We start from the raw sequence: 13426 nt of genomic DNA on the forward strand, positions 1-13426 counted from the left end.
ATTAATAAGCGTGCTTATTATAATCATGGACTGGCGTTTTTGGGCGATCACGCGAGTTACGGACGGCCAGAAAAGCGGATCGAGCGCCCCGACTCCCTATAATCGCGCGATGGAAACAAATCTTGAAAGGCGCTTCGGCTTTCTCGTGGCGGACGTTGGCCGGCTGACCGGCAGGCGATTTGACGAGTTGTCCCGCGCGACGCTAGACCTGACGCGTGCGCAGTACCGTGCGCTTGCGTGTCTGACGCACTATGGGGAAATCAATCAGGCCTGCCTGGCGGACCTGATGGAAGTGGCGCCGATTTCAGCCGGGCGGCTGCTGGACCGGATGGAGGAGGGTGGCTGGATCGTGCGTCGGCCCAATCCGGCGGATCGCCGCGAGCGCATGGTCAGCGTGACGGAAAAAGCGGAGCAGGCACTGCATGCCGCGCGCGAGGTGGGGGATGTGGTGACATCGGAGGCGCTCAACGGCTTCAACGCCGAAGAAGCGGAGCAATTCATCGGCTTTCTGCAGCGCGCCCGGGGGAATCTGTCGAAGCCGGCCCTGGCCCAGACGCAAGCGCAGGCGCAGGGAAAGTAACCACCACGGTCAGGCCGCCGCCCGGCGTGCTTTCCAGCGCGACGGCGGCGCCATGAATGCGGGCGATCTCCCGCACGATCGACAGCCCCAGGCCGCTGCCATCGCGGCTAGCGCTCGACTCTCCACGATAGAAGCGCTTGAAGATCGACTCGCGCTCGAACGCGGGCACGCCGGGACCGTTGTCCTCTACGGCCAGCCGTTGCCCGTCGACGCGCACCGTGACCATCGCGCCGGCGCCCGCATAGCGGATAGCGTTGTCGATCAGATTCCCGAGCAGTTCCTGCAGCAGTTCGGTCTGGCCGTCGATGTCGGCCGGGCCGCGACCCTCGAAACCCAGATCCACCCCCGCGCGCCGGGCCAGCGGCGCCCATTCAAGCGCCACGTTCTGCGCCAGCGTATCCAATCGCAGGTGCCGCAGCGTGGGCGCGTAGCCGCTGTCTGGCTCGAGCCGCGACAGCGACAGCAGCTGGGCGACTTCCTTGGCGGCCTGCTGCACGGATCCATGCAGCCGCTCGACGTGCGCGCGCACGCTCGGCAGGTCCTTCTCGCGCAGTGCGAGTTCCGATTCGGCCTGGATGATGGCCAACGGCGTCTTGAGTTGGTGCGCGGCATCGGCAAAGAAACGCTTGCGGCCTTCTATCATGCGGTGCAGCCGGGCCACATACTGGTTCACTGCGGCCACCAGTGGCTTCATTTCGACCGGCAGCGCGGTGTCTTCCAATGGCTCCAGATCGTCGGGGCCGCGTGCGGACATGGCGTCGGACAGCCGTTGCAGCGGCAGCAGGCCCCGCCGCACGCCAAGCCAGACGATGCCCAGCGCCAGGCTGATCAGCATCAGTTCCTGCAGCAGCGAGCCGACCAGGATGTCGCTGGCAAGCTGCTCGCGCGGCTCGGTCGATTCGGCCAGCAGCACCCAGACCATTTGCGTGCGGGCCGAGCGGACGTCGTGCAGCGGCAGTGGCATGGCTGCCATGCGGACGGGCACGCCAAGGTACTCGGCGTCGTAGAACTGGGTGCGATAGAGCGAATTCACCGGTCCTTCCGGCATCGGCAGCCCTTCATAGCCGGTGATCGTCGTGCCACGCTCGTCGCGAATCTGGTAGTAGACGCGCGAGCCATCCTCGGCGTCGAAGACTTCCAGGGCCAGATTGGGGATTTCCACTTCGACGCGTCCGTCGCGCAGCGAAATCCCTTCGCGCATGGACTTGAGCGATGCGGCCAGCGTGCGGTCGAATGCCTGGTGGGCCGCGGACATCGCGCGCCGATCGGTCAGCCACGCGTCGAATGCCAGCAGCCCCAGCAGCGGTATCAGCAGCCAGAGCGTGATCTGCAGCCTCAGGCTGCCTGTTTTCATTGGCGCGCGTCCGACGTGGCGGTGTCGCGTGATTCCAGCAGATAGCCGAGCCCGCGCAGCGTGACGATGCTCACGCCGCTGCCTTCCAGCTTCTTGCGCAGGCGGTAGACGTAGATTTCGATGGCGTCGGCATTGACCGACTCATCGATGCCGAAAATCTTCTCCGACAGCGCGGCCTTGTTAACGGCGCGGCCATCGCGCATCAGCAGCACTTCCAGCACGGCGCGTTCGCGCCCCGTGAGTTGCAGCAGTTCACCGTGCAGCGTGAAGGCACGGCTCACGCTGTCATAGCGCAGCGGGCCGCATTCGAGCGCGGTGCGGTCATGGCCGTGGCTGCGGCGGATCAGCGCGCGCGCCCGGGCCTCCAGTTCGTTCAGCGCGAATGGTTTGGCCAGGTAGTCGTCGGCACCCAGGTCCAGCCCGCGCACGCGGTCTTCCACCGAGCCATGCGCGGTCAGGATCAGCACTGGTACCGGATTGCGCCGCTGACGCAGCCGACGCAGCACTTCCAGACCGTCCAGGCGGGGCATGCCGATGTCGAGGATGGCCAGGGCGTAGTCCTGCGTGGTCAGCAGATGATCGGCGCTGGCGCCGTCATGCATGCAGTCGACGGCAAAGCCACTCTGGCTCAGGGAATCCACCAGCGATTCGGCCAGTTTGAGATTGTCTTCGGCAAGCAGGATACGCATGGGAGGGATACAGCGGGCAGGTCTAAGTCTTGTCTCGGGCGAACCAGTGTCGCGCGACGAGTGATACCTGCATTGGGTCAGGTATGCCTAGTTAGGGAAATCCCGATCGTGGTGCATAACCCACGCCGCAGATACCCACGAATCGAAAGCGAACTGAAAGTGAGGCCCAAATACCATCCGTGCCGTTCCACAACTACAAGCAGACAAAGGAGACTTGTATGAAACGGAAGGCATTGGCCCTGGCTACGTTGGGTTGCGTGGCATCGGGTGGCGCAGCAGCTCAGTCGAGCGTGACCCTGTACGGTCTGGTCGATTCGGGTATCGAGTACGTGAGCCACGCAGGGCCAACCGGCAGCTCGGTGGTCAAGATGACGTCGGGCGGCAAGAACACGTCGCGTTGGGGTCTGCGCGGCACTGAAGACCTTGGCGGCGGGCTGAAGGCAATCTTCACGCTGGAATCCGGCATTGCCCTCGACACCGGCAAGCTCGACACGGACAACACGCTGTTCGATCGTCGCGCCTGGGTGGGCCTGCAGGACAAGACGCTGGGCAGCATCCGCATGGGCCGTGACTTCACCACGACCTATGACTTCATGCTCCCGTTCGACCCGATGGGTTACGCGCCGAACTATTCGTGGGCCACGTCGGCCACCGCCACGGGCGGCCGCAAGGACGGCATGTTCTCCCGCTCCACCAACGTGCTGCGCTATGACGGCAAGTTCGGTCCGGTCAAGGTGGGCGGCACGATGGCGATGGGCGAAGTGCCTGGCAGCTTCAAGAGCTCGTCCAAGTACGACCTGGGCGTGGGCTATGAAGCCGGCAAGTTTGCCGCGGCCCTGACCTGGGATCGCCAGAACGGCGCGGGCACCAGCACCACGCCGGCTGACAGCGTCGACTACATCCAGGGCATCCACGCTGGCGCCAGCTACGACTTCGGTTCGCTGTCCGTCTACGCGGGCTACCGGAACTACCGCAAGACGTTCACGACGTCGGCCGCCAAGCAACTCAGCGACATGTACTGGCTGGGCGCCGCGTACGACTTCACGCCGGCCTTCACGCTGTACGGCGCGATCTACAAGCAGAACATCAAGGGCGACACCGACGCAGATCCGATCCTGTTCTCGCTGCGTGCCCAGTACAATCTTTCCAAACGCACCATGGCCTATCTGTCCGCCGGCTATGCCAAGGCGCGCAATGGTCAGAACGTGAGTGTCTCGCGTGACAATATTGGCTATGCCAATAACCAGGTCGGCGTGACGGCGGGTCTGCAGCACCGCTTCTGATCTCGCTTTCTGATCGTTGTTTTCGACCGTCGTGGTGGACGGTCGCCCGGCGGTGCGAGGGGCTCGCGCCGCCGGTTTTTGCGTTTTTTTTTGCGTTTACGGCCCAACCGAATTTCGTTTCAGCCCAGCAGGCCATGCCGTTCGTGCCATTCCCGCAGAGACTCGGCCGGCCATGTGCGGGCGTGCCGGTGTCCCTTGCCGCGTGGCACGTCGACCCAGGGGGCTGCGTAATCGAGCGCTGCCTCGATGACTTCGGGGGGCTTCGGTAGCGGTGTGTCGATGGCGCTCGCGTTCGGGTGCACCAGTTCCGGCCAGCGCGGATCCCACAGCCATAGCGGGCTGCCGCATTTCACGCAGAAATGCCGGAACGCCTTCGATCGCACCGGTCGCTTGCCGGGCTCGCGAATTACCGCGTGAAACCGTCCGACATGGGTCTTGCCGCGCACGCGCAGCGTGCTGGCATCGCCCCCGAGATTGATCCCGTATCCGCCACCGCCGCCAGTCTTGCGGCAGATCGAACAATGGCAATGCATAAACGGGTAGGGCGAATCCGATTCCAGGCTGAACCGCACGGCGCCGCACTGGCATGAGCCTTCGAGATGCATGTAGCCTCCGGGAATGGGGTGTCGATGTGATCCAGTGTGGGTGACGCGATGCGGGGATTCAAGGCGGAACGTCCGCACTTCGGGTCACGCTCAAGGCTCGTCCTCGATCCAGAGAGGCATTGTCAGTGGATGCCGGCGTGAATATGATGGGGCGTTCATCGCCACGACGCGAATGTAACGACGCGGCTCCAGTGGTGCGCCGACCGGGTGACTATTTCTTCCACTGAAATGATCAGACCCGGCCGATTGACCTGACATGGAAGACGGCAACCATGGAATTGTTACTCCAGGCAGTGCTATTCCTCGCATCGGCCCTTGTGGTGGTGCCGCTCTCCATCAGGCTCGGGTTCGGTTCCGTCCTCGGCTATCTGGTCGCCGGGATGCTCATCGGTCCCTCCGCGCTCGGGTTCGTCACGGATGTCAATGCCGTGCTGCACATTGCCGAGCTCGGCATCATGCTGATGATGTTCATCATCGGCATCGAGATGGATGTTCGAAAACTCTGGAACCTGCGGCGATCGATCTTTGGCCACGGCGGTGCCCAGGTCCTGCTTTGCGCGGTACTGCTGGCTCTCGCATTCACCGCCTTCGGGGTGAACTGGCGTGTAGGGGTTGCCGCTGGCTTTGCACTGTCCCTGTCGTCGACGGCGATGGTGATCGCGATTCTGGAGCAGCGCGGGCTGATGCAGGCGCCGATTGGCCGGGCGAGCTTTGGCATCCTGTTGTTCCAGGACATGGCCGCCATCCCGATGATTGCGCTGTTGCCGCTGCTTTCCCCCGCACCGGCCACTACCAACACGATCGCGGGGTGGATCGTCGCGCTCGAGGCGCTGGGCATGCTGGCTGCCGTAGTGTTTGGCGGAACCATTCTGCTGCGGTATCTGTTGCCGATCATCCGGCGCAGCGGCACGCGGGACATGGTGACCGTATTCGCGTTGCTCTGGGTGATCGGCATCGCGTTGCTGATGCAAAGCGTGCATCTGTCGATGTCTTTGGGCGCGTTCGTGGCGGGGGTGTTGCTGGCGGGCTCCGACTGCCGCGAGGAAATCGAGGCGGACATCAGCCCCATCAAGGGCGTATTGCTCGGCCTTTTCTTCATGGCCGTGGGCATGTCGATCAAGTTCGATGTCCTGGCAAGCAAGCCGTTCCTCGTTGCCGTACTGCTCCTGGTGCTGCTGGTCGCCAAGATATCAGGCCTGCTTTTCCTCGCAAGGCAGATTCAGTTGCCGCGGGGTGACCGAGTTTACTTTGCGGTGCTTCTTTCACAGGGTGGTGAGTTCGCGTTCGTCGTGATGGCCGTGGCCGAGGCGGCACGCCTGTTGAATGGCGAGCAGGCGTCCATCGTGACCGCCGTGGTGGCGCTATCCATGGCCGCAACGCCGTTGTTGCTGATGGCATTGCGCACGAAGGAGGTCGCGAGGGACGTGGAGCGTCCGCTGCCGGCCGCCAACCGCCACGCTGACGCACCGGATGCCGATCTGCATTGACACTGCATGAACGCGGGATATCCGCACGATGATGGCCCGAGGGGGCTCGGATCTTGCTTAGATGAGCCGCGCCCCCGGCCAGGCCCCCGACATCACGATATTCCGGACCGAAAGCCGCACCGTCTGCATGATGTCCCAGAGTTCCGGCACAGGTGGCCGGTTCCGTGCCGTGGCCAGCGCTACCTGGCGGGTGACCACCGGATCGACCAGCCGCGCGGAATGCAGGCGGCCTTGTGCGACGCGGTCCGCCACTGCGGCGAATGGCAACAGCGTCGCGCCACAACCGTCTTCGACGAGCCGCATCGACACCGTGTTCGACGCATCGCATTCCAGCGCCATGTTCAGCGTGGTGCCGACCCGTGCGGCCAGCGATTCGGCCAGCACGCGCAGGCCGTGCCCGGTGCTGGGCAGGATCATCGGCACTTCACCCAGGCGGCGGGCCTGGAACGTCGGTCCGAGATGGCTCCACGACGTGGGCGTGACCAGTGTCAGGTCTTCCTCGAGCAGGATGTCGACCTTGAGCGCGCCTTGCTGCTCAGGCAGGTAGAGCAGGGCGACGTCGATCTCTCCGGCGGCTAGCCACGCCAGAATAGGGCTGGCCAGCCCTTCCACGAAACGCAGCTTTGTTGCCGGAAAGCGTGTCTTCAGCGCGGTGCCAATGGCCGCGAAGGCGGTGTTGGCGATGGTTGGCTGAGCCGCGATCACGAGCTGTGCCGGGCCCTGGGCGGTCGAGGCGCGCACGGCGGCGCGCGCCTCGGTCAGCGTGGCGGCCACCTGCCGTGCGTAGCCTAGCAGCGTATTGCCCGCTTCGGTCAGCACCACGCCGCGGCCGCTGCGGTGAAACAGGCGCGTGTCCAGCGACGCCTCGAGCCGTGCGATCTGCCGGCTTACGGTCGACTGGTCCGCGCCCAGTTCCAGCGCCGCGCGCGAAATGCTCTGCGTGTTGGCCACGCAGATAAAGCACGCGAGATCGTCGGAGTTAAGTGCCGACATCAGCCTTTGGTCGGAGCGTTGGTCGGCTTGTCACCGATCGCGAACGACGACATGTGCTCGATCGCTTTGACCAGTCCCGAGTGATCCCAGCCCGCGCCGCCCTGCGCCACGCATACGTTGAACAGTTGCTGGCACGACGCGGTGTTAGGCAGGCCCAGACCGAGCGCCTTGGCAGTGGACAGCGCCAGGTTCAGGTCCTTCTGATGCAGTTCGATGCGGAATCCCGGTTCGAAGGTGCGCTTGATCATGCGCTCGCCGTGCACTTCCAGAATGCGCGAACTCGCAAAGCCGCCCATCAGCGCCTGCCGCACGCGTGCCGGATCGGCGCCGGCCTTGGCAGCCAGCACCAGCGCCTCGCTGACAGCTTCGATCGTCAGCGCGACGATGACCTGATTCGCCACCTTGGCCACCTGTCCGTCGCCGGCATTGCCGACCAGCGTGATGTTCTTGCCCATCAGTTGCAGCAGCGGCAGCACCTTGTCGAAGACATCCTGCTTGCCACCGGCCATGATCGACAGCGTGGCGGCCTTCGCGCCAACCTCGCCGCCGGAAACCGGCGCGTCAACGTAGTCGCAGCCGAGCTTCTCGATGCGTGCCGCGAATTCGCGCGTCTCGATTGGCGAGATCGAGCTCATATCCACCACGATCTTGCCCGGGGACAGGCCCTCGGCCACGCCCTGTTCGCCGAACAGCACGCGTGCGACGTCGGGGGTGTCCGGCAGCATCAGGAAGATGACGTCGGCCTGCCGCGCCACATCGGCCGCACTGGCGCACGACTTGACGCCCGCATCCAGCAACGCCTGCGGCACGCCGCTGCGCGTATGAGCATGGACGGCGTGGCCGCCCGTTTGCAGATGCAGCGCCATGGGCTTGCCCATTACGCCGAGTCCGATAAATCCGATCTTGCTCATGTCGATATCCGGTTGAAGGGGAGTCACACGGTAAAGCGCTCGCGCAACGCGCGTGCCGCGTCGCGCAGCAGTGCGTTGTCGATACCCACCGCAACAAAATGCGCGCCCATGTCCAGGTAGCGCTTGGCGTCGGCTTCCACGGGCGTCAGCGTGCCAATGGCCTTGCCGGCGCGGTTGGCCGCTTCATAGATCTGCCGCACGGCTGCCTGGACCTCAGGATGGTTCGGGTTGCCCAGATGCCCGTAGGCTGCGGCCAGGTCGTTGGGGCCGATGAAGATGCCGTCAACGCCGGGTTCCGCGCAGATTTCGTCGGCCGCTTCCACGCCCTTGCGGCTTTCGATCTGTACCAGCACGCAGATATTGTCGTTGATGGTCTTGAAGAAGTCCGGCAACGTGCCATAGCGGTTCTGGCGCTGCGCGCCGGAGACGCCACGGATGCCGTCAGGCGGGTAGCGCGTGGCGCGCACGGCACGACGGGCTTCTTCCGCCGATTCCACGAACGGAATCAGGAAATTGTAGAAGCCGATATCGAGCAGCCGCTTGAGCATCACTGGGTCGTTCCACGGCGGGCGAACCACCGGCGCGCTGGTGCTGTCCTTGAGCGCCATGAGTTGCGGCATGAACGTCAGCACGTCATTGGGTGAGTGTTCTCCGTCGAGCAGCAGCCAGTCAAATCCGGCCAGGCCGATGATCTCGGTGGTCACGGGCTGGCCCAGCGAGCTCCACAGGCCAATCAGGCGCTTGCGCGCGAGCACGTCGGCCCGGAAACGGTTTGGCAGGGGGGTGATCTGCGGCAGATGTTGGGTCATGCGGTTACTCCTGGTTCAATCGGTCGCCAGCGCCGAGACCGGCCCCGGCGACTTGCCACGCGCCTGAAGCACGCGAGCGGCGGCATCGTCTAGCTGGGCCAGCGTGCTGCTGTCCACGGGGATGAAATCGGCGCGGGCGCGGCGCCATTCGCGTTCCGTGTCGCCGGGCAGGCGGATCTGGTCATTGCCCGGCTGCAGCCGTGACGCCTTGACCCATTCGACAAACGCCTCGACCTCGTGGCCGAAGGTGGTGCTGCTGCCCAGTCGTGCCGGATCGAAGATGATCGCCAGCATGTTGTTCCACACCGCATGTTCGTGCGTGAGCGTCTCCGGACGGATCGTATGGCCACCGGTCACCGCCGCGCCGAGCAGTTCGCACATCACGGCCAGCACGTAGCCCTTGTGCTCGCCGAACGTGCGCAGCGCGCCCTGCGGGCCGCCAGCGCCCGGGAACATGACCGAGGGATCGTCGGTGGGGTGACCGTTCGGGTCCATCAAGGAGCCCGGCGGTACCGCCACGCCCTTGTTGTGGGCCACGCGCACCTTGCCAAGCGCGATGGCGCTGGTGGCGAAGTCGAGCACCAGAGGCGGCTGCGCGGGTAGCGGCACGCCGATCGTGAACGGATTGGTGCCGAAGCGCGCGTCGTAGCCGCCGTGTGGCGCGACGATCGGCTTGGAGAGGACGTTGACGAAATGGATCGAGATCATGCCGGCTGCCGTGGCCTGCTCGGCCCAGTGGCCGACCCGGCCCAGATGGTGCGAGCGGCGCAGGCCAAGCACGCAGACACCATGCTCGCGGGCGCGTTCGATGCCCATCCCCATGGCCTGTTCGGTCACCGCCTGGCCCATGCCGCGATTGCCGTCCAGGCTCAGGATGCCGCCCGATTCGTGCACCACGCTGACCTTCTGGTTGAGCTGGAGCTGATCGCCTTGCCACGACATCACATACTTCGGGATCATCCCCACGCCGTGAGAGTCGTGGCCCGACAGGTTGGCGCCCACGAGGTGATCGGCGGTCAGCCGGGCCTCGCGGGCATCGGAGCCTGCCGCCAGCCAGAGATCGACCACCCACTGATGCAGGCCGGCGGTCGGAATACGGTGTTCACTCATGCTTACTCCAGGTGAATATTGGCCACCTTGATCAGGTTTGCCCATTTGGCAACTTCGCTTTTCTGGAAGTTGCCCAGTTCGGTGGGGCCGGCGCCCGAGGGTTCGATGCCCATCGCTGCCAGCTTGCTGCGCACATCGGGCTGGCGAATGATCTTGCCGATCTCGCCGGAGAGCTTGTTGATGATCGGCATCGGTGTGCCAGCCGGCGCGAAGATCGCCTGCCATGACACGATTTCATAGCCGGACAGGCCGGGGGCGGACTCGGCCATGGTCGGCACGTCGGGCAGTTCCGGCGCGCGCTTTGCGCCAGTCGTGGCCAGCGCGCGGAACTTGCCGGCCTGGATCATCGGCATCGCCGCCACGCTGTTCTCGAACACGATGTCGACCTGGTTGCCCAGCAGCGCCTGCACAGCCTGGCTGCTGCCTTTGTAGGGAACATGGGTCATGCGCAGCCCGGCCATGTTGGCGAACAGTTCGGCTGCCAGATGCTGCGACGTGCCGTTGCCCGACGACCCGAAGTTGACCGAGCCCGGCTTGGCCTTGGCCGCGGCGATCACGTCCTGCACGCTCTTCCATGGGCTGTTGGCATTGACCACCAGCACGTTCGGCAGGGTGCCGATCAGTGCCACAGGCTGGAAGTTCTTGACCGGGTCATACGGCATCTTCGGATACAGGCTGATATTGATCGCGTGGGAGCTGATCGTGCCGCCGAGCAGGGTATAGCCATCGGGGGCGGCCTTGGCCACGTAGTCCGAGCCGATGTTGCCGCCCGCGCCCGCGCGGTTTTCCACCACGATCGACTGGCCCAGCGTCTGCGACAGGCGCTGCCCGATCAGGCGGCCCAGCAGATCGGTAGTGCCGCCCGCCGCGAATGGCACCACGTAGGTGATGGGCTTGCTGGGCCAGTGATCGGCAGACTGCGCGCCGGCCTGCGTGGCGATGGTCATGCATCCGGCACAAAGCACGGCCAGCATGGGCCGCATCCGACGATGGGTGAAAAACATTGCGTTGTCTCCTGTTACGCGAACGGGTGAGTACGGCGTTGCGGTACGATATTCGCTGTGTTTTCTTCTTGTTCTGCCTGTCGGTTCCGTGGGCAGATCCGGGCGTCTTGTTCCGCGCCTCGCCAGCAAATCTACACGCGCGAGTGCCACGCTGACTTGCAGAATCTGCATAACAGAAATGCACGATAGACCGCGCGAGGGCGCGCGTCAAACGGAACAATCGCAGACATTCCATCGCAGGCTTTCGATATGACCGCTAACGCTTCTTCTCCCGTCGCCCGCACTGGCGGACGTGTCCTCGTCGATCAACTTCGCATCCACGGCACCGAGCGCATTTTTTGCGTGCCGGGGGAGAGCTTTCTGGATGTTCTGGACGCGCTGCATGACCAGCCGGCGATCGACCTGATCGTTACCAAGCACGAAGGGGCGGCCGCCAACATGGCGGAGGCGGACGGCAAGCTGACCGGGCGTCCCGGCATCTGCTTCGTGACGCGCGGACCGGGCGCCACGCACGCAAGCTGCGGCGTGCATATCGCCGCGCAGGATTCCACGCCGATGATCCTGTTCGTTGGCCAGATCGCGCGCGAGCACAAGGGGCGGGAAGCGTTCCAGGAAGTGGATTACGCCGCGGTCTTCGGCTCGATGGCCAAGTGGGCGGCCGAAATCGATGATCCCGCGCGGATTCCGGAGATGGTGGCCCGTGCCTTCCAGGTGGCTACGTCGGGCCGTCCCGGCCCGGTGGTGCTGGCATTGCCGGAGGACGTACTCGACAACATGGTGGACTGCGTCGACGCGGCGCCGTATCGCGCGGTGGCAGCGGCCCCGCGTGCCGAAGATGCCCAGGCGCTGGCCTCGGCCCTGCGCGCGGCGGAGCGTCCGCTCGTGATCGCCGGTGGCGCCAACTGGACGGAAGCCACTGTGCGCGACTTCGCGGCCTTCGTGCACGCATGGGATTTGCCGGTGGCCTGCGCCTTCCGCCGCCAGGACGTGCTCGACAATCGTGATCCGCATTACGTCGGGCACCTGAGCCTGGGCGTCAATCCGAAGCTTGCTGAGCGCGTGGAAACCGCCGACCTGATCGTCGCATTCGGCACGCGCCTCGGGGACATCGCCACCGATGGCTACACAATGCTCGAGGTGCCGCGGCCGAAACAGAAGCTCGTGCATATCCATGCCGACAGCTTCGAGTTGGGCCGCGTCTACCAGGCCGCGCTGCCGATCCATGCCGGGGTGGAACCCGGCGCGGCGATGCTCGCATCGCTGCAGCCGCCAGCGCAGGTACCGTGGAAGTCGTGGACGGCGGGCGCGCGCGCGGATCACGAGGCCTTTGTCACACCGCCGAAGCCGCATTCGGAATTGAGCGGCGTGAATATGTCCGCCGCGATTTCGCACCTGAGCAGCGTGCTGCCCGAGGATTCGGTCGTGACCAACGGTGCAGGCAACTATGCCGTCTGGCTGCACCGCTTCTACGCCTACAAGCGCCCCCGTACCGAACTGGCGCCGACCTGTGGCGCGATGGGCTATGGCCTGCCGGCGGCGATCGCAGCCAAGTTGCGTCATCCGGAAAAGACCGTGGTCTGTCTGGCCGGCGACGGCTGCTTCCTGATGTACCCGCAGGAGATCGCCACCGCTGCGGCGCATGGCGTCAACCTGATCGTGGTGGTGGTCAACAACCGTATGTACGGCACGATCCGGATGCATCAGGAGCGCCGCTACCCGGGCCGTCAAAGCGGCACGACGATCGTCAATCCGGATTTCGTTGGCATGGCGCGCGCCTGCGGCGCCTGGGCCGAGCGCGTGGAGAAAACCGAGGATTTCGCGGCGGCCTTCGAGCGGGCCCGCAATGCCGGCAAGCCCGCCGTGCTGGAACTGCTGACCGACCCGCTTCAGATCACGCCCGCCATGCGGGTGACCGAAATGCCGACCTGAAATCGGATCGGCCATTAAGGTCGGAAACGTCGGAAAGGTTGGGTTGCTCCGACTGATCCTAGAAGAGCGTTGCCTGCGGCCGGACTTCGTGTCCGGCCGTTTTCATTTGGGCAGCCGGCTGGTTCAGGATCTGGCGAATCTGCGCCAGATAGCGCTCGCCCACGGCGCGATGGGTCTTGCGCGCTTCCTCGGCGAAGCTCCGGCGCGATGGCGCCCGGATATTGAGCAGCCGGCAGATGGTGGAAAGATAAGGCTTCTTCCCATCCGCTGCGACACGCCTGGCGGCAGACATCAGGGCGGCATCGCCAATCCGGCCTCGCAGCCACACCAGTACCTGTCGGTCGTATTCGTTTTGCACGCGGATCAGGTGTTCCATCTGATACCTCCGAGAATTCCTAGGACTGTTCATCCATACAGTTACTGTAAATATATACAGTGATCAGGAATTTTCAAGGGGACAGTATAGGAATCCTGGCCGTGGGGTGGCCGGTATCAGCCTTTGCCCCCTTTACGTCCCGAAATAGGGGAGATAGCGGCAGATGGTGCCCATAACACCCTGCAGTCGGGCGCCATGAAGATGGGGGGCAAGTGGTGTCGCTCGGTAATGGCGGATTTCACGATTGAACTTATGAATTTCATTCCTGAAACCATCGCATCAAACCGCTGCGATTG

13 protein-coding genes are annotated in these 13426 nt (G+C 64.5%); 4 read left to right on the forward strand and 9 right to left on the reverse strand.

The window, feature by feature from the left end; translation table 11 throughout:
• The first annotated feature begins 109 nt into the window (after nucleotides 1-109).
• The gene (locus tag RMET_RS08175) at nucleotides 110-580 is read left to right on the forward strand and encodes a MarR family winged helix-turn-helix transcriptional regulator (protein WP_011516354.1); all 471 of its coding nucleotides are present in this window, start codon (nucleotides 110-112) and stop codon (nucleotides 578-580) included.
• On the opposite strand, the gene RMET_RS08180 is transcribed toward RMET_RS08175, so the two are convergent.
• Both RMET_RS08180 and RMET_RS08185 read right to left on the reverse strand, forming a co-directional pair.
• Nucleotides 498-1934: a sensor histidine kinase gene (locus RMET_RS08180; protein ID WP_011516355.1), complete on the reverse strand. Its 1437-nt coding sequence runs from the start codon at nucleotides 1932-1934 to the stop codon at nucleotides 498-500. The genes RMET_RS08175 and RMET_RS08180 overlap by 83 nt on opposite strands.
• Nucleotides 1931-2623, reverse strand: a complete 693-nt coding sequence (locus RMET_RS08185; RefSeq protein WP_011516356.1) for a response regulator — start codon at nucleotides 2621-2623, stop codon at nucleotides 1931-1933. Before RMET_RS08185 ends, RMET_RS08180 begins: the two co-directional genes overlap by 4 nt.
• A 218-nt stretch (nucleotides 2624-2841) precedes the next feature.
• Between RMET_RS08185 and RMET_RS08190 the strand changes: the two genes are divergently transcribed.
• On the forward strand, nucleotides 2842-3906 hold the full coding sequence (locus RMET_RS08190; RefSeq protein ID WP_008649596.1) for a porin: 1065 nt from the start codon (nucleotides 2842-2844) through the stop codon (nucleotides 3904-3906).
• A gap of 119 nt (nucleotides 3907-4025) precedes the next feature.
• Here the strand turns inward: RMET_RS08190 and RMET_RS08195 are convergent, their stop codons facing one another.
• Nucleotides 4026-4511, reverse strand: a complete 486-nt coding sequence (locus RMET_RS08195; RefSeq protein WP_011516357.1) for a GFA family protein — start codon at nucleotides 4509-4511, stop codon at nucleotides 4026-4028.
• Nucleotides 4512-4783: 272 nt separating this feature from the next.
• On the opposite strand from RMET_RS08195, the gene RMET_RS08200 reads away from it, so the two are divergent.
• Entirely contained in the window at nucleotides 4784-5998 is a 1215-nt protein-coding gene (locus RMET_RS08200) for a monovalent cation:proton antiporter-2 (CPA2) family protein (protein WP_011516358.1), read from the forward strand.
• A gap of 57 nt (nucleotides 5999-6055) precedes the next feature.
• Here the strand turns inward: RMET_RS08200 and RMET_RS08205 are convergent, their stop codons facing one another.
• The 5 genes from RMET_RS08205 to RMET_RS08225 are packed head-to-tail and all read right to left on the reverse strand — an operon-like array spanning nucleotide 6056 to nucleotide 10825.
• A complete protein-coding gene (locus RMET_RS08205; RefSeq protein WP_011516359.1) occupies nucleotides 6056-6991 on the reverse strand; it encodes a LysR family transcriptional regulator in 936 nt (311 codons plus the stop codon).
• Nucleotides 6991-7902 (reverse strand): 2-hydroxy-3-oxopropionate reductase, encoded by a 912-nt coding sequence (locus RMET_RS08210; RefSeq protein WP_011516360.1) that lies wholly within the window; start codon nucleotides 7900-7902, stop codon nucleotides 6991-6993. Before RMET_RS08210 ends, RMET_RS08205 begins: the two co-directional genes overlap by 1 nt.
• A 23-nt stretch (nucleotides 7903-7925) precedes the next feature.
• On the reverse strand, nucleotides 7926-8711 hold the full coding sequence (gene garL / locus RMET_RS08215; RefSeq protein ID WP_011516361.1) for a 2-dehydro-3-deoxyglucarate aldolase: 786 nt from the start codon (nucleotides 8709-8711) through the stop codon (nucleotides 7926-7928).
• A gap of 15 nt (nucleotides 8712-8726) precedes the next feature.
• Nucleotides 8727-9821, reverse strand: a complete 1095-nt coding sequence (locus RMET_RS08220; protein WP_011516362.1) for a malate/lactate/ureidoglycolate dehydrogenase — start codon at nucleotides 9819-9821, stop codon at nucleotides 8727-8729.
• Between the two features lie 2 nt (nucleotides 9822-9823).
• On the reverse strand, nucleotides 9824-10825 hold the full coding sequence (locus RMET_RS08225; RefSeq protein ID WP_011516363.1) for a Bug family tripartite tricarboxylate transporter substrate binding protein: 1002 nt from the start codon (nucleotides 10823-10825) through the stop codon (nucleotides 9824-9826).
• 249 nt (nucleotides 10826-11074) lie between these two features.
• Here RMET_RS08225 and RMET_RS08230 point away from each other — a divergent pair, with 249 nt between their 5' ends.
• Nucleotides 11075-12754, forward strand: a complete 1680-nt coding sequence (locus RMET_RS08230) for a thiamine pyrophosphate-binding protein (protein ID WP_011516364.1) — start codon at nucleotides 11075-11077, stop codon at nucleotides 12752-12754.
• A 58-nt stretch (nucleotides 12755-12812) separates the two neighbouring features.
• Here the strand turns inward: RMET_RS08230 and RMET_RS08235 are convergent, their stop codons facing one another.
• Entirely contained in the window at nucleotides 12813-13130 is a 318-nt protein-coding gene (locus RMET_RS08235; protein ID WP_008650745.1) for a hypothetical protein, read from the reverse strand.
• Nucleotides 13131-13426 lie beyond the last annotated feature (296 nt).

The sequence above is a fragment of the Cupriavidus metallidurans CH34 genome, from assembly GCF_000196015.1.
GTDB classification, from domain to species: Bacteria; Pseudomonadota; Gammaproteobacteria; order Burkholderiales; family Burkholderiaceae; genus Cupriavidus; species Cupriavidus metallidurans.

Bases quoted from the DNA above. Each gene is read 5' to 3' on its own strand.
- RMET_RS08225 (WP_011516363.1), bottom strand. From the start codon at position 10,825: ATGTTTTTCACCCATCGTCGGATGCGGCCCATGCTGGCCGTGCTTTGT.
- RMET_RS08190 (WP_008649596.1), top strand. From the start codon at position 2,842: ATGAAACGGAAGGCATTGGCCCTGGCTACGTTGGGTTGCGTGGCATCG.
- RMET_RS08220 (WP_011516362.1), bottom strand. From the start codon at position 9,821: ATGAGTGAACACCGTATTCCGACCGCCGGCCTGCATCAGTGGGTGGTC.
- garL (WP_011516361.1), bottom strand. From the start codon at position 8,711: ATGACCCAACATCTGCCGCAGATCACCCCCCTGCCAAACCGTTTCCGG.
- RMET_RS08210 (WP_011516360.1), bottom strand. From the start codon at position 7,902: ATGAGCAAGATCGGATTTATCGGACTCGGCGTAATGGGCAAGCCCATG.
- RMET_RS08230 (WP_011516364.1), top strand. From the start codon at position 11,075: ATGACCGCTAACGCTTCTTCTCCCGTCGCCCGCACTGGCGGACGTGTC.
- RMET_RS08205 (WP_011516359.1), bottom strand. From the start codon at position 6,991: ATGTCGGCACTTAACTCCGACGATCTCGCGTGCTTTATCTGCGTGGCC.
- RMET_RS08195 (WP_011516357.1), bottom strand. From the start codon at position 4,511: ATGCATCTCGAAGGCTCATGCCAGTGCGGCGCCGTGCGGTTCAGCCTG.
- RMET_RS08175 (WP_011516354.1), top strand. From the start codon at position 110: ATGGAAACAAATCTTGAAAGGCGCTTCGGCTTTCTCGTGGCGGACGTT.
- RMET_RS08180 (WP_011516355.1), bottom strand. From the start codon at position 1,934: ATGAAAACAGGCAGCCTGAGGCTGCAGATCACGCTCTGGCTGCTGATA.
- RMET_RS08185 (WP_011516356.1), bottom strand. From the start codon at position 2,623: ATGCGTATCCTGCTTGCCGAAGACAATCTCAAACTGGCCGAATCGCTG.
- RMET_RS08235 (WP_008650745.1), bottom strand. From the start codon at position 13,130: ATGGAACACCTGATCCGCGTGCAAAACGAATACGACCGACAGGTACTG.
- RMET_RS08200 (WP_011516358.1), top strand. From the start codon at position 4,784: ATGGAATTGTTACTCCAGGCAGTGCTATTCCTCGCATCGGCCCTTGTG.